Annotated in this window: 22 protein-coding genes and 1 tRNA gene; 5 read left to right on the top strand and 18 right to left on the bottom strand. The window is 51.0% G+C overall.

All coding sequences use genetic code 11. The features are described from left to right. Positions 1–20 precede the first annotated feature (20 nt). The 3 genes from HMPREF3201_RS08490 to HMPREF3201_RS08500 form a co-directional block, all read right to left on the bottom strand. Entirely contained in the window at positions 21–2,222 is a 2,202-nt protein-coding gene (locus tag HMPREF3201_RS08490; protein WP_197408283.1) for an autotransporter outer membrane beta-barrel domain-containing protein, read from the bottom strand. Positions 2,223–3,577: 1,355 nt separating this feature from the next. Further along, a complete protein-coding gene (locus tag HMPREF3201_RS08495; protein WP_062412650.1) occupies positions 3,578–4,303 on the bottom strand; it encodes an epoxyqueuosine reductase QueH in 726 nt (241 codons plus the stop codon). Between the two features lie 104 nt (positions 4,304–4,407). Further along, positions 4,408–4,483 (bottom strand) — tRNA-Ala (locus HMPREF3201_RS08500). A 313-nt stretch (positions 4,484–4,796) separates the two neighbouring features. Between HMPREF3201_RS08500 and cbiM the strand changes: the two genes are divergently transcribed. The 3 genes from cbiM to HMPREF3201_RS08515 are packed head-to-tail and all read left to right on the top strand — an operon-like array spanning position 4,797 to position 7,267. Continuing rightward, positions 4,797–5,801, top strand: a complete 1,005-nt coding sequence (cbiM, locus tag HMPREF3201_RS08505) for a cobalt transporter CbiM (RefSeq protein ID WP_062412651.1) — start codon at positions 4,797–4,799, stop codon at positions 5,799–5,801. Positions 5,802–5,813: 12 nt separating this feature from the next. Further along, positions 5,814–6,623 (top strand): energy-coupling factor transporter transmembrane component T, encoded by an 810-nt coding sequence (locus HMPREF3201_RS08510; protein ID WP_062412652.1) that lies wholly within the window; start codon positions 5,814–5,816, stop codon positions 6,621–6,623. Next, positions 6,620–7,267, top strand: a complete 648-nt coding sequence (locus HMPREF3201_RS08515; protein WP_062412653.1) for an energy-coupling factor ABC transporter ATP-binding protein — start codon at positions 6,620–6,622, stop codon at positions 7,265–7,267. Before HMPREF3201_RS08510 ends, HMPREF3201_RS08515 begins: the two co-directional genes overlap by 4 nt. Before the next feature lie 22 nt (positions 7,268–7,289). Here the strand turns inward: HMPREF3201_RS08515 and HMPREF3201_RS08520 are convergent, their stop codons facing one another. The 4 genes from HMPREF3201_RS08520 to HMPREF3201_RS08535 all read right to left on the bottom strand — a co-directional run bounded on the left by HMPREF3201_RS08520 (position 7,290) and on the right by HMPREF3201_RS08535 (position 10,003). Next, positions 7,290–8,498 carry a glucosaminidase domain-containing protein gene (locus HMPREF3201_RS08520; protein WP_227166398.1) on the bottom strand — a complete coding sequence of 403 codons (1,209 nt, stop codon included), beginning with the start codon at positions 8,496–8,498 and terminating at the stop codon, positions 7,290–7,292. Beyond that, the gene (locus HMPREF3201_RS08525; protein WP_062412655.1) at positions 8,488–8,889 is read right to left on the bottom strand and encodes a CGGC domain-containing protein; all 402 of its coding nucleotides are present in this window, start codon (positions 8,887–8,889) and stop codon (positions 8,488–8,490) included. Before HMPREF3201_RS08525 ends, HMPREF3201_RS08520 begins: the two co-directional genes overlap by 11 nt. 15 nt (positions 8,890–8,904) lie before the next feature. Continuing rightward, complete coding sequence (locus HMPREF3201_RS08530) at positions 8,905–9,582, bottom strand: CpXC domain-containing protein (protein ID WP_062412656.1); 678 nt, start codon at positions 9,580–9,582, stop codon at positions 8,905–8,907. A gap of 100 nt (positions 9,583–9,682) precedes the next feature. Next, positions 9,683–10,003 carry a DMT family transporter gene (locus HMPREF3201_RS08535; protein WP_062412657.1) on the bottom strand — a complete coding sequence of 107 codons (321 nt, stop codon included), beginning with the start codon at positions 10,001–10,003 and terminating at the stop codon, positions 9,683–9,685. A gap of 286 nt (positions 10,004–10,289) precedes the next feature. Between HMPREF3201_RS08535 and HMPREF3201_RS08540 the strand changes: the two genes are divergently transcribed. Then, complete coding sequence (locus tag HMPREF3201_RS08540) at positions 10,290–11,156, top strand: DMT family transporter (protein WP_062412658.1); 867 nt, start codon at positions 10,290–10,292, stop codon at positions 11,154–11,156. Here the strand turns inward: HMPREF3201_RS08540 and HMPREF3201_RS08545 are convergent. Further along, positions 11,130–11,981, bottom strand: a complete 852-nt coding sequence (locus tag HMPREF3201_RS08545; RefSeq protein WP_062412659.1) for a LysR family transcriptional regulator — start codon at positions 11,979–11,981, stop codon at positions 11,130–11,132. The genes HMPREF3201_RS08540 and HMPREF3201_RS08545 overlap by 27 nt on opposite strands. A gap of 111 nt (positions 11,982–12,092) precedes the next feature. Here HMPREF3201_RS08545 and HMPREF3201_RS08550 point away from each other — a divergent pair, with 111 nt between their 5' ends. After that, positions 12,093–13,028 carry an AEC family transporter gene (locus HMPREF3201_RS08550; RefSeq protein WP_062412660.1) on the top strand — a complete coding sequence of 312 codons (936 nt, stop codon included), beginning with the start codon at positions 12,093–12,095 and terminating at the stop codon, positions 13,026–13,028. Between the two features lie 64 nt (positions 13,029–13,092). Here the strand turns inward: HMPREF3201_RS08550 and HMPREF3201_RS08555 are convergent, their stop codons facing one another. The 10 genes from HMPREF3201_RS08555 to HMPREF3201_RS08600 all read right to left on the bottom strand — a co-directional run bounded on the left by HMPREF3201_RS08555 (position 13,093) and on the right by HMPREF3201_RS08600 (position 23,620). After that, positions 13,093–14,466, bottom strand: coding sequence for an MATE family efflux transporter (locus HMPREF3201_RS08555; protein WP_062412661.1), 1,374 nt, complete (start codon positions 14,464–14,466; stop codon positions 13,093–13,095). Between the two features lie 78 nt (positions 14,467–14,544). Beyond that, the gene (locus HMPREF3201_RS08560) at positions 14,545–14,973 is read right to left on the bottom strand and encodes a MarR family winged helix-turn-helix transcriptional regulator (RefSeq protein WP_062412662.1); all 429 of its coding nucleotides are present in this window, start codon (positions 14,971–14,973) and stop codon (positions 14,545–14,547) included. A 197-nt stretch (positions 14,974–15,170) separates the two neighbouring features. Then, positions 15,171–16,112 (bottom strand): Rossmann-fold NAD(P)-binding domain-containing protein, encoded by a 942-nt coding sequence (locus HMPREF3201_RS08565; RefSeq protein ID WP_062412663.1) that lies wholly within the window; start codon positions 16,110–16,112, stop codon positions 15,171–15,173. 212 nt (positions 16,113–16,324) lie between these two features. Then, positions 16,325–16,525, bottom strand: coding sequence for a cold shock domain-containing protein (locus tag HMPREF3201_RS08570; protein ID WP_197408288.1), 201 nt, complete (start codon positions 16,523–16,525; stop codon positions 16,325–16,327). 130 nt (positions 16,526–16,655) lie between these two features. After that, positions 16,656–17,147 (bottom strand): dihydrofolate reductase, encoded by a 492-nt coding sequence (locus tag HMPREF3201_RS08575; protein WP_062412665.1) that lies wholly within the window; start codon positions 17,145–17,147, stop codon positions 16,656–16,658. Continuing rightward, positions 17,147–17,938, bottom strand: coding sequence for a thymidylate synthase (locus HMPREF3201_RS08580; RefSeq protein WP_062412666.1), 792 nt, complete (start codon positions 17,936–17,938; stop codon positions 17,147–17,149). Before HMPREF3201_RS08580 ends, HMPREF3201_RS08575 begins: the two co-directional genes overlap by 1 nt. A gap of 16 nt (positions 17,939–17,954) precedes the next feature. Then, the gene (gene recQ / locus HMPREF3201_RS08585; RefSeq protein WP_062412667.1) at positions 17,955–19,778 is read right to left on the bottom strand and encodes a DNA helicase RecQ; all 1,824 of its coding nucleotides are present in this window, start codon (positions 19,776–19,778) and stop codon (positions 17,955–17,957) included. A gap of 83 nt (positions 19,779–19,861) precedes the next feature. Then, on the bottom strand, positions 19,862–21,049 hold the full coding sequence (locus HMPREF3201_RS08590) for an aminotransferase-like domain-containing protein (RefSeq protein WP_062412668.1): 1,188 nt from the start codon (positions 21,047–21,049) through the stop codon (positions 19,862–19,864). A gap of 268 nt (positions 21,050–21,317) precedes the next feature. Next, entirely contained in the window at positions 21,318–22,508 is a 1,191-nt protein-coding gene (locus tag HMPREF3201_RS08595) for an aminotransferase-like domain-containing protein (RefSeq protein ID WP_062412669.1), read from the bottom strand. Between the two features lie 173 nt (positions 22,509–22,681). Then, the gene (locus tag HMPREF3201_RS08600; RefSeq protein WP_062412670.1) at positions 22,682–23,620 is read right to left on the bottom strand and encodes a bifunctional riboflavin kinase/FAD synthetase; all 939 of its coding nucleotides are present in this window, start codon (positions 23,618–23,620) and stop codon (positions 22,682–22,684) included. Positions 23,621–23,625 lie beyond the last annotated feature (5 nt).

The raw sequence follows: 23,625 nt of genomic DNA on the forward strand, positions 1-23,625 counted from the left end.
AATTGTTTGCCTGATTTCCCTTAATGGAAGCGCCAGGTCATGCCGGCATTGAGTTCCCAATCTTTACCGTAAGAACCGTTGAAGGTCCGTTCAAATTCAAACCACAGGCTCCGATCGTGACTGAGTTCGGCTGTGATGCCGGCACCTACATCGTACCATGTGTCGTGATTGGTCTTGTCATAATGGATCCGTTCCAAGCCATCGATAGAGGTCAGGTCAAAGGTGCGGTTACCGGCAAATTCGTGGAGGATGTCGGCTTTGATGTACCAGGATTTCTGTGCATCGATGTCTTTCCCGAGGCGGAAACCTAAGCGGCCGATGAGGCTGTGGACGCTGTCAAAGTTTTGACCGATGCCGTCACTGGCCCGGTAGTTCGTCCCATTGAGGTGAGTATACTGAAGTTGGCTCTGGGGTTCAATGTACCACGAGTCGCGCAGAGCTTTCTTGCGGCCCCATTCGACGCTGGCCTGTTGGTACCAGGTCCCGAAGGAACTCTTCGATGCTTCGCCGTTTATAAGCCTCGTCGTCCCTTCGCCGTTCAATCGGCCAATGCGGCCGACGACGTCAAGGTAATGGCCCTTCTGACCGAGCCAGGTCTGATAGAAGCTGCCCGAGTAGCCCTTATATTTTCCCTGCCCTTCCGTAAAGGACGTCCGATCCCGGAGATAGCTGAAAGATAGGCCCTGACGAAGGGTACTGTCGTTAGCGCCCGGTTTTACCCTATCGTAGCCGAGTTCAAAGCGATTGCTGTGGCCGTCGTAGCTGTCGCGTCCCAAGTGGCAATAGGTCAAACGGGTCCACATGCCAGCATCTTGGCCATCGGCATAGCGAGCTTCACCGAGACGTTTATTGAGGGTATCCATGTTGGTCGCCATGTCGAAAAGGGTCCGGTTCTGCACGTCCGCTGCCGGGACGATGGGACTTTCGACGCTGCCGACAGAGCCGAAGTACCAATCCGTCGTGTCGCCCGTCGTTTCATGGGTCAGACCGATAATGTAATCATAGAGATGGCCCTTATTGACGTTGCGCTGCTGAATGGAGCTGGTAAGTACAGCGTCGCTGTTATTGAGTTCGGCAACATAGAGGCGGTCGTTAACCCCCATTTTATCGAGGTTCATGACGGTCGGATCACTCACTAAAGCCTGCGTCCCGGTGGCGCTGTCGGTAACGGTCAGATAATCGCTGTTGGCCGTGACGCCTTTCGTCCCCTGATTAGACAACCAGTCCAAATCCATGACCAAAGTGCCCGTACCGGAGAGGGTCTTGGCCGTAACTTGCTGACCCGTCCGATTGCTGTCGGCCATATTGACGGTGCCGTTATTAGTGAGGTTGGTCAAAGAACTGTCACCGGCCACGTTCCAGACAGTGCCATTCCCAAGGGTCATGTTCAGCATTCCGGTACTGTCCGTACCGTCCGACACGGTTGTCGTCCCCGTCAAATAGGATCCGACCGTATTCAAGTCGAGAGAAACGATACCGCCGTTAGAAACAACATTGCCTTCAATGTATTTATCCGTATCGGCTGCCGCCGCATCGATGACACCACCGTCAGCAGTCCGCAAAGCCGTGTCGCTGCTATATAACGTCAACGGTCCATTGAAAAGAATCGTCCCGCCATTAGTGGCCACAGCTCCGTCAGCCGTATCCATAACGGCTTCTCCATCAAGCGTAATATTGCCGCCATCGGCAGTAAGACCGGTTGATGTACTGCGTAACGTCAAGGGCCCTTTAAAGAGGATAGTTCCACTGTTTCCAGCAATAGCTCCATCCACCGTATCCATGACAGCTTCCCCTTCAAGGGTAACACTGCCACCATCGGCGTTAAGTCCCGTTGCCGTACCATGAAGCGTTAAAGGTCCTTTAAAAAGGATTGCTCCATCCTTTGTGGCCACGGCACCATTCCCGACTTCCATGACGACAGGTCCTTCGAGGGTAATGCTGCCGCTGTTATTCGCATAAGCTCCGACAGCACCTTCGTTGGCGATAGACATGGTACCGTCAATGACCTTGGCCGTAATCGTGCCGTCGTTGGCATAGAGATTAGACTCGCGAGGATTCGTTGCGTCTTTACCCGCCGTCGAAAGAATCATATCACGCCCAGCCACCAAATTGACCTGACCTTTTGTATCGGCTCGGACGTTAGGAGCTGCTACACTAGCGTCTAAAATAATATCGCGATCAGCTGTAACATCAACCGTACCGTTAATGTTAGCTAAAATCATGCTGGTACCGACGTCGATTCCAGGCGTGATAAATTGGATATCATGGCTAACATCGATATTTATCGTAGATTTATCACCTGCCCACAAAGTTCTTTGTGCATTACTGAAAAAATCCCTACCCTTTAAAGAAAAAGATGAATTATTTGTAACTCCTATAGCAGGCGGTGATGACAAATTCGTAATATGAAATAAGACGTCGTTATCAGCCACTACTTCAACAGAAGAATTACCCACAATTTTAAACAAATTGGCTGAGCGAATGCTGTTTATTACGATGTTGTGACCAGCGTTGATTCTCGCCTTCATCTCAGAGGCAAAAGAATTGACAGGACTCCCTTTCTTATGTTTATGATTATAGACAATGTCACGCCCCGCTTCAATATTGAGTTGACTCTGCTTACCATAAATGATATTACCGTTACCTTCATTGTCAAAGACAATATCATTGCCGGAAATCATCTCCAATGAGGAGTCATTGCTCATGGCAATTATTGGATAGCCTCCTACGTTAGCCTGGTTAAACAATAAGTCACGACCGGCCTGCACCTTCGCCTTTCCTCCATCCTTAAGATTAAGTATATTCGTAGGATTCTCATTTGTCATAGTCACATCGCGACCAGCCGATAGATGAAAGAGATTATCCCCAACAATAGAAATAAGAGTTGCCGGTGAATCAGACCTCTTTTTATTCAACTGAATATCATTCCTGGCATCTAAGGAAATCTTATGCCCTGATCCAACGGCATATATGAGATTAGCCTTATGTGTGGTGCCGGTGATATTCCAAGCATTCACAATCTCCGCCTTATTATTGCTCCCACCTGTCAAATTGATAAATGAGCCGTAGTCGCCAGCAGTAAGATTCTTTCCATTCATGTCGAAGGTAAAGGAATTCCCATCTGCCCGGTTAGTTGAAATGATAGACATTGTATCATTATTGTTCTCCAAATCAGCTTCTGGCCCATTGGTGATAGTTACGTCATTTTTAGCTTGAACAGCTTTTTCACTCTCATCAAAGTAAATGGCATGTTCTCTACCTTTAATTTCATATGTACCACCGATATCATTCTCATCGGTCCAAGGATAATAAGACGCCGAACAGATACCGGCAACAGGCATAGCCATCAGTACGGTCAAGATACAGGCCCGCAATATATTCTGTCTCTCTTTACTCATAGACTCCACTTCCAATCAACATAATTTGTTTTATTTACTTATATTGTAAATCAAATCTAAGTGTAAATCCACACAAATATATTATTATTATTTATTTTAATCGTATTTTAATTGTAATATTGGAACATGATCCATAAAAATAAGCCCTTTCTTTCGAAAGGACTTTAGCAAAATATCACTTATTTATTTTTCTCTTTATCGGCTAAAAAGGCTTCTGCTTCTTTGCCGATTGCTTCTAAATCGAGGCCTTGGCTGCGAGCGCCAAAGATACAGCCACAGTAGGGTTGGCGATAGAGATCATAGGCTTCGGCCATCTTGGTCGACGTCAGGAATCCGTTGCCTTTTTTGAAATCTGTAGGCAAGTAAGCAATGCCGTATGCTTCTTCAATCTCCCGGCCGACGTCATTGATGACCTGTGAATTTTTATGAGGGCTAACGGTCAAGGTCGTCGTGAAGTAATCGTAGTCGAGTTCCTTCATCTTTTCAGCCGCGGCCTTCATGCGCATCTCAAAACAGACGCGGCAGCGAGCGCCGCCTTCCGGCTCGTCTTCCAGGCCTTTTACGGCTTCAAAGTAATCCTTCGGCTCATAAGGGGCGGCCAAAAAGTGGACATCGTGGCCGGTCTTCTCGTTATACTCGGCAATGAACTGCTGCTGTACCCATTCCCGCCGCTTGTATTCGGCTTCGGGATGGATATTGGGATTGAAGAAATACACCGTCACGTCGGCAACCTCAACCAGGCGGTCCAAAACGGCCGTACTGCAGGGGCCGCAGCAGGAATGGAGCAGGATGCGGGGCTTGACGCCGTCCTGCTGCCAGCGCTTGGCCATTAGCTGGTAGACCGTATCGTAGTTGATCCGCTGATTGGGATTCATACGGGATAAAATTTCATGATAGTCAATCATCGTCTATACTCACTTTCTGTCGCCGAAAAGGCGCGAAAAGCACATCGTCGAATTCGTAAAAAAACACCCGCGCGGCACGAGCTGCGTGGGTTCCTATGTCAAATTGGTGGAGCATAGGGGGATCGAACCCCTGACCTCAAGATTGCGAACCTTGCGCTCTCCCTGCTGAGCTAATGCCCCAATACTTCCTTATTGTAACGCAAAATTCCTCGCGGTACAAGAAAAAAATTGCCCCCGCCCCAACTCAGGACTATATTATGCAAACAGATTTTCTAATCGAGAGAAAACAACGGCGCTTACATTATTTTTAGTCGGAAATGTTTGACTCGGCTTCATCCGACTAAAACACTTCTAAGCAAAGTCTTATCTCAAGATTCTAAGGCTATCATGAAAGAAGAATAATTTTGTATCCCCCCTATGGGCTTATATTTCTTCCTTTTTTTCAGTAAAATAATACTATATTAAATTATTCGTGGAAAAGAGGTTATTATCAATGCATATCCCTGAGAATTATCTGAGCCCTTCGACGTGCGGCATCCTCGGAGCCGTCATGGTTCCCATTTGGCTGTTATCGATCCGTAAGGTCAAGGAAACGGTGCCTCGTGAAAAGCTGCCCCTCCTCGGTGTAGCCGCGGCCTTCTCCTTTTTGGCCATGATGTTCAACGTTCCCCTTCCGGGCGGTACGACGGGTCATGCCGTCGGCGGCACGCTCATCGCCATCCTCCTCGGACCGTACGCAGCCTGTCTGGCCGTCAGTGTGGCCCTGCTCATCCAAGCACTCTTCTTTGGCGACGGCGGCATCTTAGCCTTTGGCGCCAACAGTTTCAACATGGCCTTTGCCCTGCCTTTTACGGGATATTTCGTCTATCACGGCGTAAAGAAACTCATCTCTTCGGATATTATTGCCGCCGGCATCGGCTCTTACGTCGGCATCAACGTCGCCGCCTTCTGTGCTGCCGTTGAATTCGGCATCCAGCCTCTGCTCTTCACCGATGCAGCCGGTCAAGCACTGTACTGTCCCTATCCGCTGTCGATTTCGATTCCGGCCATGATGATCGGCCATATCACGATTTTTGGCTTGGCCGAAGTCATCTTTACGACAGGTGTCCTGGCTTACCTCAAAAAGACGTCGCCTGATTTATTCCAAATGACTGCACCGGCTTCATCGAGCAAATCCCTGTTCGGACTCTTAGGCGCCCTCATCTTAGCCACGCCCTTAGGCCTCTTGGCCGCCGGTACGGCTTGGGGTGAATGGGATGTCGAAGAACTGGCAGAAACGGATTTCTTCGGCTCGGCCTTAGGCTATACGCCGTCGGGCATGGAAAATGGCTTCTCCTTTGACGTTCTCATGCCGGATTACGCCATTGCCGGACTCCCCGACGCCTTGGGCTATGTCCTTTCAGCCCTCATCGGCACGGCGCTTTTAATCATCATCTTTAAAGTCATCGCATCCTTCCTGCCGGCGAAGCCGTCCTTCGACACGCCGTCCCAGCATTAGGAGGCCTGACCCATGAAGCTCCCTGAATGGGCGCAGCGTGAAGAAAACTATAATCCCGGCCGTGACCGGGATTATTTCATTTCCCGCTCCCTCCTGCGTTTAGTTTCCATCTTAAAGGCCCTGCGTCAGCAGCACGGTCCGTCCCGTTGGGCCGTCGGCGCCGGCCCGGCCCTGGTCACGACGCTGATGATGATTCTGCTCGTAGTCCTCTGTCGGACCATGGCCTTTCTGTGGGCTGTTCTGGCCGGTGAATTGGTACTCCTGGCCTTCCATCCCGGCCGTCAATTGCGCACGACCTTAGCCGCAGCCCTGGCCGCTTCCGCCGTCTGCGCCGTCATCGTGGCACCGGCCTTCTTTCTCGGCAACGGCCAACACGTCTATCTCCTGCCCTGTAAGACCTGTCTCACCGTCCTCGGTCTGATGCTCCTCCAGCAAAATGTATCGTGGCACAAACTGACGGCGGCCCTGCGGGCCTTTCACGTTCCGTCCCTGATCATCTTCATTTTGGATACGACCCTGCGCTACATCGCCATTCTCGGCCAGGAATCGGCCGAACTCCTGACGGCCTTGAAGCTACGCTCCGTCGGCAAAAATCCCGATAAAAAAGCAGCCCTCAGCGGCGTCGCCGGCATTATGCTGCAAAAATCCCAGCGCCTGTCCCAGGATCTCTATGAAGCCATGCGCTGCCGCGGCTTTACCGGTGAATACCAAGTCTATGATGACGGAAAAAAACGCCCCTTGTCCCCGGCGACGGGCGTGCTGCTTTTAATGCTCTTATCTTACGTCTACCTCTTCGTCCGCTTGGAAGGAGTTCTTTCATGATTATTCTCGACGACGTCTGTTTTGCCTACGACGACAGACCCATACTCAGTCACCTGACAAAAACCATTGAGCCCGGACAGGCCGTCCTCCTCACCGGTCCCAACGGTGCCGGAAAGTCGACCCTCCTGCGGCTCTTGAACGGCCTGATTTTCCCCCAACAAGGGACCTATACCTTTGACGGTACGGTCATTACGGCAGCCAAGATGCGCGACCACAAGTATTCCAAATGGTTTCACCAACGCATCGGCTATATTTGGCAGCATCCCGATTCCCAGCTCTTTTGCAGCAGTGTCCGTGAAGAACTGGCCTTCGGTCCCGTTCAAATGGGCCTTCCTGCCGACGAGATCAAAAAACGGGTCGACGACGCCATGGACCTCCTGGGCCTGACGAAACTTTCTGAACGGGCGCCGTATTCCCTGTCCGGCGGGGAAAAGAAGCGGACGGCCATCGCCTCCATTCTGGCCATGAACCCCCAGATTTGGACTATGGATGAGCCCGAAAGCTATCTCGACGCCGACGGCCTTGCCTGGTTGGAAGACTTTCTGCCGAGCCTGAAAAAAGCCGGCAAGACCCTCATCATCGCTACCCACCACGCCGACATCATCGAAAAAATTATCGATACCGAAATTTCCATGAAATCCTAAATACAGCAAAACAGCTGCAGACCTACTTTTTATCGTAGGCTTGCAGCTGTTTTTGATTGGCTTTCACGCGTTCATTAGTTGTATTGATCTGTCCGGCTTTCGTTAAGGTTTGACGGCCGGCATCGTATTTTCCCTGCTTGAAGTAGACGACCGCCATGGCGTTGGCGGCGTCAGCTGATTGGGGCGAAAAGCGAAGGATTTCTTGAAACGAACGCAGGGCTTCTTGATTCTTTCCCAGGCCCATCGCCAAAATTCCTCGATTATACCAGGCTTCTAAAAACTCAGGCCGTACGGCAATAGCCTTATCGTAACTGTCAAGGGCTGCGTCGAGGTTCCCTCTTTTTTGCTGTACCAAAGCCAAGTCGTACCAGGCTGCCGGCGACTTGCCGTTTTTCTTCAGGGCCTTTCGGAAGTCCTCTTCGGCCAGCCAGTAGTATCCCTGATGGAAGAATAAAATGCCCCGATAGAGATAGGAAGACGGGTCGTCGCGATGGAGGATGACTCTTTCAAAGCCCGTCAGCAAATCGTCGTCGCTCCCGTCGGGCGTCTGGGCTTCGGTCCACATCCAAAGGATTTCCTGGCCGTAGTGCTTGCCGGGAACGGCCCAGCGACCGTTAAGTCCGGTCCATTTCGTCACCTTGCCGAAAAGTTCGGGATGATTATGAACGAGGAGTTCATACCGGGGATCGACGATCTCTGTCTTAGGCCGCTCCGTACTGGCGTAGGCCAAAAGGTGCTGGATATGAGCCCGGACGCCGAGCTGAGGTGTGGCAAAACTGGCTCCGGGAGCGCCGTTTCCCGTGGCGCCGAGACCGCAGAAATTATTCTGTTCCGGCGATACGTCGCCGCCGTAGGCAAAGTAGCCCGTCTCTTTCAACGCCTGACAAAGGGCGATATCGGGACGAATGCCTTCGCGGCCCGCTTCTTCATAATAGGCCTGTACGACGTCTTCCAAAGGAGCATTCAATTTAGGCTTTTCATTGCGCTTGCGGATAAAATGAACCATCTGTTCCGGAGATATTGTCGCCGGCCCCATGATCGTATCAGCGCCGGCCGGCACGTCGAGAAGGGGTTGTTCGTAAGCCGGTTTTACCTGCCACGAGGCTTTTTCGATGGTCCCAAGATCTGGGCCGGCTTCAGCCTGAACGGCTGGCTGCGTAAAAAGAGGCAGGCCTAGGAGCACTGCCCCCATAAGGCCTGCCGCAAGCCATCTGTTTATCTTACCATTCACGATAGACGCCCTTCTTCCGTTTGGCTTCCGTAGACTTTGAAAGATAGGTCCCGAGGACTAAGGGATAGCCCTTGCGCTCGATGATCTGAGCCATGTAATTGCGGAAGGGACAGGGCGGTCGGTGATACGAGTCGGAGACGACGCACGAAGCAAAATGGATGGTGACGTTTTCTTTTTCATCGCCGTAGCGCTTCATCTTCCGCGCCAAATTTTCGAGTTTTGCCGAGATACCGGCACCGCAGCAGCCGCCGCAGGTCATCATGAGAAACCGCGTATCGGGCGGATAATCAGCCATAGTATCAACACGGTTGACGAAGGTATTCATGCAGGCATAGCCGCTGCAGCGCTTGGTGACGATATCACATTGAATGACGACGACTAATTGGGACATAGGAATCCCTCCTTTTTAATTATATACGTTGGCATGTAAGAAATCCTGCGTCCAAGCCGAATCGATGCGGGCCAGTGCCGCTTCTTCCTGGGGCAACTTGTCGGCCAAGGATTGTTCAAACTGGTGGTACAAAGGAGCGAGACTGTCATTAAAGCCGATGTAAGCGCCTTCTCCCGATGCGTTGTTGAAGAATACCAGGCGGAGGGAACCGTCGTCCTGAACGACAAAGTGACAGCTGGTAACATCAAAGGACTGATTTTGTGCTTTAAATTGGGCCAGGGCTGCCGTTTTCGTCAATTCTGCCAAGCGGTCATCGAGGCCGGCTTCAAAGACGGTTATTTTTTCTAACAAATCTTCTTTCGTCCGGACTAAGCGGAAGATGTAGCCTTCGTTTTGCTGCATGGCGCGAAAAGCTTCCTGTCCTTCGCTCATGTCAAGGTCAGCACGCTGTTCAAAATCAGCTGTCGGTGCAAAGAAGACGATGAAGTGACGATCCTTGTCGTGATATAAGAATCCGTAGTCGACATTTACCGTCGCACCGCAATGGGGGCAATGATATTGGAAGACTTCCAAAGAAGCAATGCTGTCCTTCATTTCCGGGTTGTCTTGAATGTCGAGACGGTCCCAGACGGTGAAATTTCCCTTCGTTTGGCAAGCAGGACACGTAATTTCTTCTTGATGCTGCATACTCATGATGATTCCCTCTCTTCTCTGCCGCGATAGTCGGCGTTTTTTTTATTATACCACAATCACAAGGCTGGGAATACGGCTGCAGACAAGCTCCTCCAAGGACTCAGGCCCCGCTGGTTAGGCGCAGACCGATCAGGCCGGCTACGATCAGGACCACGGACAGAGACTGCCAAGGGGTCAGTGTTTCTTGGAACAGGATGAGGCCGGCAATCACCGTACCGACGATGCCGATGCCTGTCCAGATGGCGTAGGCCATGCTGATAGGAAGGTCGCGCAGGGCCAAACTCAAAAACAGGAAGCTGGCTGCCATGCTAATCAACGTAAGGATACTGGGAACGAGATTTGAAAATCCATGGGTATATTTCAGGCCAACGGCCCAGCCCATTTCCAAAATTCCGGCGATAAGTAAATAAATCCATGCCATAGAAATTCCTCCTTTACAAAAAAAGGGCACGTCCACACTATTCCTGCTAAGGCCTACTGGAATAGTCTGAACGTACCCGGCGGTAATCTGAATATGTAATTAAGTCTTGCTATGAGAAGGATTCTAGCACAGAAAAATTTCTTTGTCAACACCTTCGTCCTTCACTGAAAAAAATACTGTCCAAAATAAAAAACCGTAAAGATAAACGTTTTACAGCATTTTCCTTACAGACAGGCCGTTATAAATATGTTATATTTAAAAAAGAAACGTGAAGGGAGGTATCTTTATGAAAGACGCCTATTTAAAATTCATGCTGGCCACGGTGATTTACGGGACCAACGGTATCGTCGCCAGCCACATTCCCCTGTCGAGCTATGAAATCGTCCTGACCCGAACGGTTCTGGGCAGCCTGTTTTTACTGGTCCTGACGGGATTTCGCCATGAATGGAAAACCCTCTATCAGATGCCGCCCAGGGAGTGGCTGCTCCTCGTCTTAGCCGGCGTCTTTTTAGGCGGAAACTGGATTTTCCTCTATGAGGCCTACCAACAGATTGGCGTCAGCCTGGCCACGCTCTTATGCTATATTGGACCCATCCTGATCATGATTTTATCGCGCTTCGTCTTTAAAGAGCCCTTCACCGTCCCCAAAGTCACGGCCATGGTACTGGTCACCTTGGGCATCATCGCCATCAACGGGGCTGACTTTCAGGCCCACGGCCTCTCCTGGGGCGTGGCCTGCGGTTTTCTCGGCGCCGTCTGTTTTGCCCTCTTGATTGTCGTCATGAAAAAGGCAAAGCCCCTGACGGGCTTCTTTGCTCCAGCCTGTCAGCTCATCATCGCCTCCATTCTCGTCGGCGCCGTCACCTACAATCTACCGACACCGGACGTCAATCTGACTATCCAAGACATGTCCTACATGGCCTTATTAGGCTTCATCAATACCGGCCTTGGCTACGCCCTCTATTTTACCGGCGTCCAGCGCCTGTCGGCCCAGAGCGTCTCCATCTGCGGCTACTTCGAGCCCTTCACGGCCCTCCTCTTGTCAGCTCTCATCCTTGGGGAAGTCCTGACACCCATGCAGTGGGTCGGCGCCGTTCTCATCCTCGGCGGCGTCGCCTTGAGCGAACTATGGCATCCCCGCAAAAAAAGTTAAGAAATGCTGCAGCGCTTCCGTCATGCCGTCCTGTCGATACGCCAGGACGGCATGTTCTGTAAATTCATCGCCTAAGGGGATGACCTTGAGTCCCGGATAGGCCTCGCCTTGATGGATGGGCAGTACGGCAAAACCTTGAGCCATACTGACCGTCAAGAGCTGCTCTGACAAATTTTTACATCGCCGGACTTCCTCAAAGCCGCGATTGAAAACGTGGCAGCAGTTCCGACGAACCTTGTCCACATAATCGCGTCGGTCCGACTTCGTTACAAAGGGCGAATGACCGATGACGGCGTCGATGGCCCCATAGCGGTCCCATAAGGAATTGGCACAGACGAGGGACTGGTCAATGGCAAATAATCGCTGGTACGCAAAGGATCGCTTTACCGACTGGGCATCGGAAAAGACGAAGCCGTCGAGGATTCCGTCAGCTAAATTATTTTCCAAATCAACCGTTTCGTCAAAACTAAAATACAATTTATATTCCGGGAAGGTTTCTTCAAAACGGCGCAGCCACCGGACTTCGACGTATTCCTGTATGGCCATCCCCAAGCGGATTTCCCTATGTTCTTTCCGCCGCAAAGACTGACGCAGATTTTCATAGGACCGGCAAATGTCCCGCATGCCGTCGTAAAAACGGCGTCCTTCGGCTGTCAATGACACACCTCGATGTTCGCGGTAAAACAGCGGACAGCCTAAATCGCGCTCCAAGTTGGTAATATATTTGGTCATCGTCGTCTGGGCGATATGACAGTTGTGCGCAGCCTGCGTAAAATTGCATAACCGTGCCGCTTCTAAAAAATAGCGTATCTTCGAAAGATCCATGATTGCTCTCCTTATTCATTACTTTTTTTCATGGCAAAGGCCCAAGGTTTCATTAGTCAGGGCCGGTCAGGCATGATAAAATAAGGACGTTTTAAGAAAGGAGACTGGCCCATGGATTACTTTTCTATCGTCTTAGGACAGATCATCGGTTTCGTCATCTACATCCTCATCGGCATTATAGGCGTGCGCATGGGCGTCTTAACCCCTCGATCGCTCGGTGTCTTATCACAATTCATCACCAAGATATCTCTGCCGCTGCTCTTATTTACCAATACCCTCAATGGAGCAACGCGAGAGCAGTTTATCGGCGACCTGCCCGTCGTGGCGGCGACGGCCCTGATGTACATTTTATTATACCCGCTCTGCCGACTGTTGGCACGCATTTTCGGGCTTACGGGCAATGAAAATCATGTCTATCGCGCCTGTTCTATGTTCGGCAACATCGGCTTCATGGGCATCCCCATCGTAGCTGCTGTCTTTCCCGAACATGGCATGCTGTATATCGCCTTGTTCACCGTCGTCGACCAACTCCTGCTGTGGACGGTAGGCGTCAATCTCACGGCGCCGACGGACAAAGAAAATGCTATGTCCATCGCCAGCCGGCTGTTAAAGATGGTCAATCCGGCAACGATCGCCGTCACCCTGGCCGTCATCGGCATCTTCCTGGACGTCCATCTGCCGCTTCCGGTCAATACGGCCCTGACCAAAGCCGGCTCGATAACGACGCCTTTGGCCATGATTTATATGGGCGGTCTATTCTGTTTTATCGAAGTCAAAAAATACATTGGCAAAAAAGAATTTTACGGTGCCGTCCTGGTCAAGATGTGCCTCTTTCCCCTCTTCTTCTACGAATTGGCAGCCCTGCTGGGCATTCGAACCGACATCACCATCACCTTGAGCCTCTTATCGGCCCTCCCCAGCATGGCCGCCATCGTCATGTTGGCGCAAAACCAGCGGTCCGCCGGAGATTATGCTGCCGGCATGACCTTGGTGACGACCATCTGCTCCATCATCACCCTGCCCCTGGTCTGCCTCTATTTTAGCTGACCTCTTGCCTTCATCCTAAAAAGCTGTCCTGGATGGACAGCTTTTTTGTATGCGATAATCTACGTCACGAAGGCATCAGACTAGCCTCGCCCTTATGATTGAGGAGGCCGTAGAGATGCCTTTTTTCTCGGACGACGAAGAAAATGGAAATGATTAGGGCCAGGGCATCGCTGACCGGCTGAGCCATGAAGATGCCGTTGATATCCCAGACTAGGGGCAGGATATAGATGAGGGGGATCAGGAACAGGATCTGCCGTAAGAAGGTGATGACGATGGACGGCGCCGGTTTGGCAATGGACTGGAAGAAGGTCGTCACCAGCATGACAAAGCCTAAAATGGGAGTGATGCAGAAGTTAGCCCGCAGTCCGGGAACGCCGATAGCCATCATATCTTCCGAGGCCCCGAAGGCCGCCCGAATGGCTTCGGGAAAGACCATGACGATGACCCAGATGACGCAGGTAATGGCCACGGAAAAGGCCGAAGCCTGATACAAGGTGGCCATGACGCGCTTGTAATTCCCGGCGCCAAAGTTGTTGCCGACAATGGGCTGAATGCCCTGACTGATACCGCTAGCCGGCATGATGACAAAGGTCATCATACTGGACACGACGGCGTAGACACTGATGGCCGTATCGCCGCCGTACTGCCCCAACTGGCTGTTATAGACCAGGCTGATGAGGCCCATGGCCATCTGGGCAATCCAAAAGGCAAAGCCGCAGGAGATGATCGTTCTCGACAGCCAGGCATCGAGGGCAAAGGTATCGCGGCTGATCTCGACTTTCGTATGACCCTTCCAAACGAGGTAGGCTCCGAAGAGGGTCGAAAGAAGCTGGCCGATAACCGTCGCCCAAGCGGCGCCGGTGACACCCCAATCGAGACCGGCCACAAAAACGGCGTCGAGGATGATGTTGGTCACAGCCCCGATGGCCGTAACGCACATCCCCATGATGGGCTTTCCGGAAACGCGGACAAAGTCGCAAAAGACCTGACTCAGCCCTTGAAATAGGCAGCCCAAGGCGACGATACGGTAATAAGCCAGGGCATATTCATAAGCCGTTTCGGTGACGCCGAAGACTTGTAAGATGGGATCGGCAAAGAGAAGCAAAAAAGCCGTCAACAGCAGTTCAAAAACGACGACTAAGATTAGGGAATTGCCAAAGGCGCGATTCATGTTTTGCTGCTCCCCTTTTCCGGCAAACAAGCTGAACAACGACGAACCGCCGGCACTGCAGGTAAGGCCGAAGGCCATCATCATGTAGAAAAGCGGAAAACAAATCGAAAGGCCGGCCAAGGCCGACGTACCGTTGAAGTTTCCAACAAAAACCCGGTCGACGATGTTATAAATAGCCGTAATCAATAGGGAAATCGCCGCCGGAACGGAATATTTCAAAATCATGGGAAATAACTTCCCTGTCGAAAAATCATTTCTTTCCTTCATATGAAGACTCCTCACCTTTCTCTTATATCTTAGTTTCCTAAGTATTTACTGAAAAAGAATGGATAACAGGCCGTCATCTCATTCAGCCAGATTATCCATCATCTTCTCGACGACCTTGATGAAGGTCTGCAAGTCCTTTTGGGAAATGCCCTTGACTAGTGTTTCATCTAAGGCGGTCAAATCGTCGATTACTTGTTTTTTATACTGGAGTGCTTTTTCCGTCAAGACAATCTTTTTTAAGCGGTTGTCATGGGCTGCCGCCTCGCGGACGATGAGGCCGCTCTTTTCCATTTGCTTTAAGAGCTCCGTTGCCGTCGACGGCCGAATGCTGAATTCTTCCTCCACGTCTTTTTGAAAGACGTCTTCCTTTTGGGCCAGTAAAAAGTGCAGGGCCCGTCCCTGGGAGCCGCTGAACTCGCCGCGCGATGAAAGCATATCCAGTTTGCGGCGCAGCTTGTTGGACAGCTTGCTGACATAGCTGCCCGTATGGCGATGCTGAGATATCATGGCCGTCTCCTTTCTTAGTATCCTAAGTAATTGTAAATAAAATTCATCGATTTGTCAACTCCGCTTCCAGCGAAAAAACAGCCGCCAGGGACAGCATTCAGTCCTTGACGGCTGGGTCTATGTTTCAATGGATGGATAAGTCGTAGGAAGTGATTGTTGGAAACGCCTCCTTTGTATCTCCGTCCCTTGTTTCGCGATTACCAGTCCAGTTTACCTGTCATGAGGTAGACCAAGAGGCCTTTTTCGGCGTGCCGTCTGTTTTCGGCTTCGTCGAGGATCGTTTCCAAATGGGTTTCCATGACGTCTTTGGTGATTTCATAGCCCGGATGGATGGGCATGTCGTGGAAGACCATGGTATCCGTCCCTGTCATGAGGTCGGCGTCGATTTGATAGGGCATCATCATGTTGATGATCTGATTTTTCTTTTCGGCGTAGTCGGGATTGGTGAAAAATTCCATGTCGACCCAGGTATCGGTGTAGACGCAGTCGACGTCAGCGACGACTTTTTTGAGGTCTTCTTTGGAGATATCCGTCGGCAGTTCTTTATAGTGGCCCGTCGCCGTTAAGGTATCGTAGAAGTCAGCCGGCACGTTGGTCACCTGGCTGAACGGCGTCAGCCCGTACATGGTGCCGCCCAATTTGACGACGATTTCACTGAGCGAGTTATAGGTATTGTTCTTGGCCCCGATATAGAGGACCTTCGTTTCAAAACGGCCTGTCTTTTCATAAAGGGTCAGCATGTCGGCCAAGGCCTGGGACGGATGGAAAGTATTGTCACAGCCGTTGATGACCGGGACCGTAGCATATTTCATGAAACCTTCCGTCGTTTCAGCCTTCTTGAACCGGCCCATGATGCAGTCGACGTTGCGGCAGACGTATTTGACTTCGCTCATGAGGTCGCCAATGGTAAAGTTGCTGTCCTTCCAGAGCTGATTATAGGCCTTGCCGCCCAGTTCTTCCATGCCGATGGAAAAGGACAAGTAAGTCCGGTTAGACGTCTTTTCAAACAAGGTGTATAATTTTTTACCATCGAGAATATGGCTGTAAGCGTCTTGATTCTTCTTGATTTTATCGGCTAATAATAAGATTCCCTTCAATTCTTCGGCTGTATAATCGACAAAGCTGTTGGCGTGTTTCATGTATATCCATCCTCTCATCCAGTAAAACTATAACTTATTGATGGCTATATCATAGCACAAGAGATTTTCTTTATCAAGTATTTATACGAAATTTTCTTTAATTTATACATATAAGCCAATTTCGTACAGCGCAACCGACGGTCTTGAAGACGCAAAAAACCGGTAATCACGATGATTACCGGTCCAAAAGGTCTATGTGTTATACTTTCCGATTAAGCTTTTACTACGTTAGCTGCCTGCGGTCCGCGCGCACCTTCAACAATATCGAATTCAACTTCCTGACCTTCGGCCAAGGATTTGAAACCATCTTCCTGAATGGCAGAGAAATGAACGAAAACGTCGCCGCCGTCTTCTCTTTCGATGAAGCCATAACCTTTTTCTGCGCTAAACCATTTTACTTTACCGTGCATGATAAATCCTCCTAAAAATCAAAACAATTACAGCTATCCATAGCAAGTGCTACCTTATAGCTCTTTTGTTAGTGTAACATAACAGATTGCTAATGTCAATCGAATTTATATAAGTAAATTTCCCGTTATTCCCTTATTTTTTTACATAATGAACGAAGGCAAACTTATATTTATTATTATTCTCCCTATCATGGACTTCTCGTTCTATTTCCGTCCAGTCATCACCCTTCCACTCAGGGAAGAACGTATCGGCATCGGGAAAGACTTCGTCGATTTCCGTCAAATAAAGGCTGTCGGCCAAAGGCAAAAAAGCACGGTACATGGCGACCCCGCCGATGACGAAGTAGTCTTCCCCATCGTTCATGGCCTGACACATGGCTTCCGGGCTGTGAAACAAGGTCACGGCCGGACTGTCGGTGTGATAGCCTTCATTATGGGTCAGGACCCAATGGGGACGGCCGGGCAGGACACCGGGCAGGCTTTCAAAGGTCTTGCGGCCCATGAGCATCGTGTGATTCATGGTGAGGGCTTTAAAGCGCTTCAAGTCGGCTGAAATATGGCACAAAAGGTCGTTGTCTTTGCCGATACCGAGCTGTCGGTCGACGGCAGCAATGAGGTGGATCATCAGACGGCTACCTCCATGGAAAGTTTGCCCAGATGCTGATAATCGTCGAGGCGGATATCATCCGGCGTAAAGCCATAGAAATCGTGGATGTCGCTGTTGAGTATCAGTTTGGGAGCGTCCATCGCCTGGTCCCGCCGTGCCAGCTGGGTCTTCATGGCTTCGACGTGGTTTTCGTAGATATGGGCGTTGTTGATGACGTGCGTAAAGAGGCCTGGGCGAAGGCCGGCAGACTGGGCGATGAGGTGGATGAGGACGGCATACTGGGTCATATTGAAGGGTACGCCTAAGCCCATGTCGCCGCTGCGCTGGATGAGCATGCAGTTCAAGCGGCCGTCGGTGACGTCCCACAAGGTCTGGTACGCGCAGGGTTGGAGGGCCATGTCATCCAAGTCTTCGATGTTCCACAAGGAGACGATCATGCGCCGGCTCTGGGGATCATTTTTCAACATATCCAAGAGCTTATCGACCTGCTTATATTTGCGGATCTGATAGCCGTAGGCCTTGCCGATGGTCCCATCAGGCCGCATCCATTCGTCCCAGACGTGGCAGTTCATCTTCTGCAGTTCCCGCACGTCGTTACTTTGGAGCTGCCAAATCCAGAGGATTTCTTTGACGGCCGTCTTAAAGGCGACGAACTTCGTCGTCAGGATGGGAAATTCCTTTTCTAAATCGAACTGCATGATCTGATGCGGCAGTTTGTAGGTCCGCACGCCCGTGCGGTTGTTGTCGAAGTAGCCGTGGTCGAGGATATTTTCGACGATGTTCAAGTATTGTGTATCGGCCATGCTCATGTATATCACCTCAAAATTACTGATTATTCATATAGGACTGAATAGCACTGACGAAGCTGCGGCCATATTTATGCAGCTTAAAACTGCCGACGCCCTTGATGTCGCCCATGGCGTCGAGACTGGACGGCTTGAGGGCCGCCATATCCCATAAGGTAGCATCGGAAAAAATGACGAAGGGCGGAATGTTTTCATCTTTGGCCAAGTCGCGGCGGACAGCCCGCAAAGCATCGAATAAGGGCCGCAAGGCTTCTTCGTCAACGGCACCGGCACTTCGTTTTTGCCGTCGTTTGGGAATGGCTGCCGGAATCGCTTCGACGACTCGTTTCTGTTGGACGATGCGCTTATGGCCGCCCATGGCCTGTCGGCCGTCGGCCGTCAGGGAGACGACAGGATACTTACCGTCGGACTGTTCGAGATAGCCGTCGTCGATGCACTGACGGATCATATCGCGAACTTCGGACAGGGTAAAATTCCCGAGCATGCTAAAGGCGGCATTATGCTCAAAGCCGTAGCGGCGAATTTTAGCGTTCTGACTCCCTTTCAGGATATCGGCCACCATAGTCAGGCCGAAGCGCCCTTTCAATTCATCGACGCAGAGGCAGATGCTGCGGACCTGTTCGGTCATATCCTCTTCAACCGTTTCCTGGTCGCAGTTGCCGCATTTATCGCAGTGTTCCCACGACGGATGTTCGCCAAAATACGACAGGATATAATGGCGCAGGCAGTGATTGCCTTCACAGTAGCGGACCATGGCATGGAGCAGGCGGAATTCGACCTCCTGCTGTTTTACGTCGCGGACGGACTGTTCAATGAGGAATTTCTGGATCATGATATCCTGCCGGTTAAAGAGGAGGATACAGTCTCCCGGCGCCCCGTCGCGGCCGGCGCGGCCCGCTTCCTGGTAGTAGCTTTCGATGTTCTTCGGCATCTGGTAATGGATGACGTAGCGGACGTTGCTCTTGTCGATGCCCATGCCGAAGGCATTGGTGGCTACGATGACCTGTATTTTATCGTAGGTAAAAGCTTCCTGCATAGACCGGCGCATTTCATCGCTGAGGCCGGCATGATAGCGGCCGGCCTTGATGCCCCGCCGGTTCAGTTCATCGCAGATACGATCGACTTCCTTGCGCGTCGCCGCATAGATGATGCCGCTGTCTTCCCGGTGTTTGGCGATATAGGACAAGGTGAACTCCATCTTGCCCTTGACGTGGACGACGCGGAAATAGAGATTGGGCCGGTCGAAACCGCCGATGAAAATCCGCTCCTTTTGAAGGCCTAAGAGATTCATCATATCGAGCTTGACCTTTTCCGTCGCCGTCGCCGTAAAGGCCCCGACGACAGGCCTTTGGGGAAGGGCTGCAATCCAGTCGCGGACGGCACAGTAGCTGGGCCTAAAGTCGTGCCCCCACTGAGAGACACAGTGGGCTTCGTCAATGATGAACATGGAAATAGGCAGGGTCTGCATGAAAGCCGTAAAGAACTGGTTTTCCAAGCGTTCCGGCGAGATATAGACCAATTTGATACGGCCGGCACGGATGGCGGCAAAGCGGGCCTTTACCTCTTCAAAGGTGCACTGGCTGTTGATATACGTCGCCGGGATTTCCTGGTTGACCAGACTGTCTACCTGATCTTTCATAAGCGAAATAAGGGGTGAAATGACCAAGGTCACGCCGGGCATCATCAGAGCCGGAAGCTGAAAGCAGATCGACTTCCCCGCCCCTGTCGGCATGATTGCCAGGCAGTCGCGGCCGTCGAGCAGGGTCTGAATGACTTCGTGCTGGCCCGGCCGGAATGATGAATAGCCAAAATATTGTTTTAACAACGATTCAATTTCAAGCATGAAAAAGGTCATCCTTCCTTCATAAACGGACAAAGGGAGCTGCCGCAAAGCGACAGCTCCCTTATATCATATCATTTTTAAGCTTATTTTGCCAATTCTTCTTTCAGTACTTCAGCTAAGCGTTTGATACCTTCTACGATGCGTTCTTCCGGCATGTTGGAGTAGTTGAGGCGGAAGTGGTTGGCATTGCCGCCATGAGGGTAGAACGGACCGCCCGGCACGTAGGCAACGTTTTTCGCTAGGACTTTAGGCATGAGTTCTTTCGCATCCATGCCTTCGGGCAACGTTACCCACGTGAACAGGCCGCCTTCGGGGTATGTAAAGGTGATGCCTTCAGGGAAGTATTCTTTCATCGAATCGCACATGAGGTTGCGGCGTTTTTTGTACAATTCTTTGATCTTTGCGACGTGAGCATCGAGATCGTACATATCGATGAAGAAGGAAGTCTGGCGCTGACCGAAGGACGAGGACTGGAGGTCGACGGCCTGTTTCAGCTTAACGACTTTATCGATGATGGTCGGATCAGCAACCATCCAGGCAATACGCAGGCCCGGCATGAGGATCTTGGAGAAGGAGCCGAGGAAGATGATGTTGCCTTTGGTATCCATGGATTTAAGGGACGGAACTTTATCGCCGTCGAAACGGAGTTCGCCGTACGGATCGTCTTCGAGAACCGGGAAGTCATAACGGTTGATGATGTCCATGAAAGCTTTGCGGCGTTCCATCGGCCAGGTAATGCCCGTCGGGTTCTGGAATTCAGGAATAACATACATCATGCGGACGCGATCGCCGTATTTTGCCAAGATTTTTTCAAGTTCTTCCGGAATGATGCCTTTGTCGTCGGTCGGAACTTCGACGAATTCAGGACCACAGAGTTTAAAAGCGTTGATAGCGCCGAGGTAGGTCGGGCTTTCTACGAGAACGACGTCACCGGGGTTGAGGAAAATCTGAGCCAAGAGGGACAGACCCTGCTGCGAGCCGGACGTGATGACGATGTTTTCAGGGGTGCAGTCGACCATGAAGGATTTTTTCATGCGGCCTGCGATTTGTTCGCGAAGGGGCGTGTACCCTTCGGTCGTGCCGTACTGCAGGGCAGCCTGGCCTTCTTTGGTCAATACAGCTTCGTCAACTTTTTTGAGATCTTCTGTCGGGAACAGTTCCGGAGCCGGCAGGCCGCCAGCGAAGGAAATAATTTCCGGCATGGTCGTCAGTTTCAAGAGTTCACGGATTTCAGAGGCTTTCAAATTCATAGCTAAGTTGGAAAATTGCATATTCACTCACTCCTTCATTATTGTGCATAGCGCATATCTATGTTTATATAGTATCATTTAAATTACTTTTATGCAATTAAACGTTTATGTCATAGCTACATTCTCAATTATGCAAACCTATAAAATCGTGGGTATTAGAGTCAATTACCGATAATACCAAAAGTCAATTCAAGAAAATATTAAGTAATTCATGTAAAAAATTTTTAAAAAAAATAAAAAAAGAAAAGACGCCCTCGGGAGAGAGCGTCTCATTTCCTGCAAAGTTTAATTATTTACCCATCTTTTCTTTCAAAACTTCAGCTAAGCGTTTGATGCCTTCGACGATGCGGTCTTCCGGCATATTGGAATAATTCAAACGGAAGTGGTTGCCGTTGCCGCCGTTGGGATAGAAGGCTCCGCCCGGTACGTAAGCGACTTTCTTTTCGATGACTTCCGGCATGATGGCCTTGGCATCGATGTTTTCAGGCAAGGTGACCCAGGTGAACAGGCCGCCTTCCGGATAGGTAAAGGAAAGGCCCTGGGGGAAGTATTTTTTCATCGAATCATACATCAGGGTGCGGCGTTTGCCGTAGAGTTCACGAATCTTGGCGACGTGAGCGTCGAGGTCGTACATGTCGATATAATACGAAGCCTGGCGCTGGGCAAAGGACGAGGACTGGAGGTCGACGGTCTGTTTCAGCATGACGGCCTTTTCGAGGATGTCGTGGTGAGCGACCATCCAGCCGATGCGAAGGCCAGGCATGAAGATCTTCGAGAAGGAACCGAGGAAGATGACGTTGCCCTTGGTATCCATGGACTTCAAGGTCGGCATGGTCTGGCCTTCATAACGGAGTTCGCCGTAGGGATCGTCTTCGATGACCGGGATGTCATGTTTGTTCATGATATCCATGACGGCCTTGCGCCGTTCCAACGGCCAGGTGATGCCCGTCGGGTTCTGGAATTCAGGGATGACGTACATCAGGCGGACGCGGTCACCGTACTTTTCAATGGCCTTTTCCAAGGCTTCCGGCACCATGCCTTTATCATCCGTTTCGACTTCGACGAACTGCGGGAAATTGACAGCAAAAGCCGTCGTAGCGCCCATATAAGTCGGGCTTTCGACGAGGACGACGTCGCCTTCATTCAAAAAGAGTTGGCCCAGGAGAGACAGGCCCTGCTGAGAGCCGGCGGTAATGATAATGTCTTCATAGGTGCAGTCCGTGTGGAAGGACGATTTCATGCGGGCAGCAATCTGTTTGCGCAGCGGAATGTACCCTTCGGTCGTGCTGTACTGTACGGCCTGACGCCCTTCTTTCTTCAAAATTTCCACGTCCACCTTCATCATTTCGTCAATCGGGAACAGTTCCGGTGCCGGAAGACCGCCGGCAAAGGAAATAATTTCCGGATTTTCTGTGACTTTCAGGATTTCACGGATGTCAGATGCGTGCAAACTTTTTGCTTCTTCAGAAAACATTACCATAAAACTTCACTCCTATCTATTGACTTGCTTTGGATACGACGTATAACTATCCGTCGTAATGGTACTTATTATACCACTTCAGAGTGTGTTATTCTACATTTTTTATGAAAAAAACAGGAAAAGTTGCTCTAATTAAGAAAATCATGAGCAAAACCTTTTCCTGTTAACGGTTTTTATTCAATTTCATCCACTGCAAAGAACTGCCGCGTCGCCTTTTCGTCTTCCTTCATCTGGGCAATGAGGTCGTCGGCGCCGGCAAAGACTTCTTCGCCGCGCAGGCGCTTCCGAAAGCGCAGGCTGACATGCTTGCCGTAGAGATCCTTGTCCCAGTCGAGGACGTGGGTCTCGATGCGGCGGTACTGGTTCTCGAAGGTCGGGTTATCGCCGATATTGGTCATGGCTGGGTGCCCTTCCCCATCCCACCACAATTCGGTCACATAGACGCCGTCCGGCGGAATGGCCATGTTGACGGGAATCATCATGTTGGCCGTGGCAAAGCCGATGGTCCGGCCGCGGTGGTCACCGGGCACGACGACACCCGTCAGGGCAAAGGGGCGGCCCAACAGGTTTTCTGCCGTTTCCATATGGCCCATTTGGATGAGCCGGCGAATAACCGTACTGCTGATGGGCGTCGTCCCACCCGGCCGTTCGAGCAGGGTCAGGGCTTCGACGGGAATGTCGTACTGCGCCATATATTCTTTCATGGTGTCTGTATTGCCGGCCGCCTTGGCCCCATAGGTAAAGTTAGAGCCGACGACGATGACCGACGGATGAATATGGGTCACGAGATTTTGACAGAATTCCTCCGGTGATTCGCGAAGTAAGGTTTCGCTCATGGGCAGGAGGACCAGCCCGTCGATGCCGACAGCTTCGATATATTCTGCTTTTTGGCCGATGGTGGCCAGGCGCAGCGGTTCTTTTTCCGGGCACAAGACCGACATGGGATGGGCCGTGAAGGTGACAACCATGGTTTTCACACCGCCGGCAGCAGCCCGCTTGATAGCCGTCTTCATGACCATTTGATGGCCTTTGTGGATGCCGTCAAAGGTCCCGAGGGCCACGACGGCTCCGGTAAAGCCGGTTATTTCCTGAAAGGAGTGGAATATTTCCATCGTTA

Source organism: Megasphaera sp. MJR8396C (assembly GCF_001546855.1).
Taxonomy (GTDB): domain Bacteria; phylum Bacillota; class Negativicutes; order Veillonellales; family Megasphaeraceae; genus Megasphaera.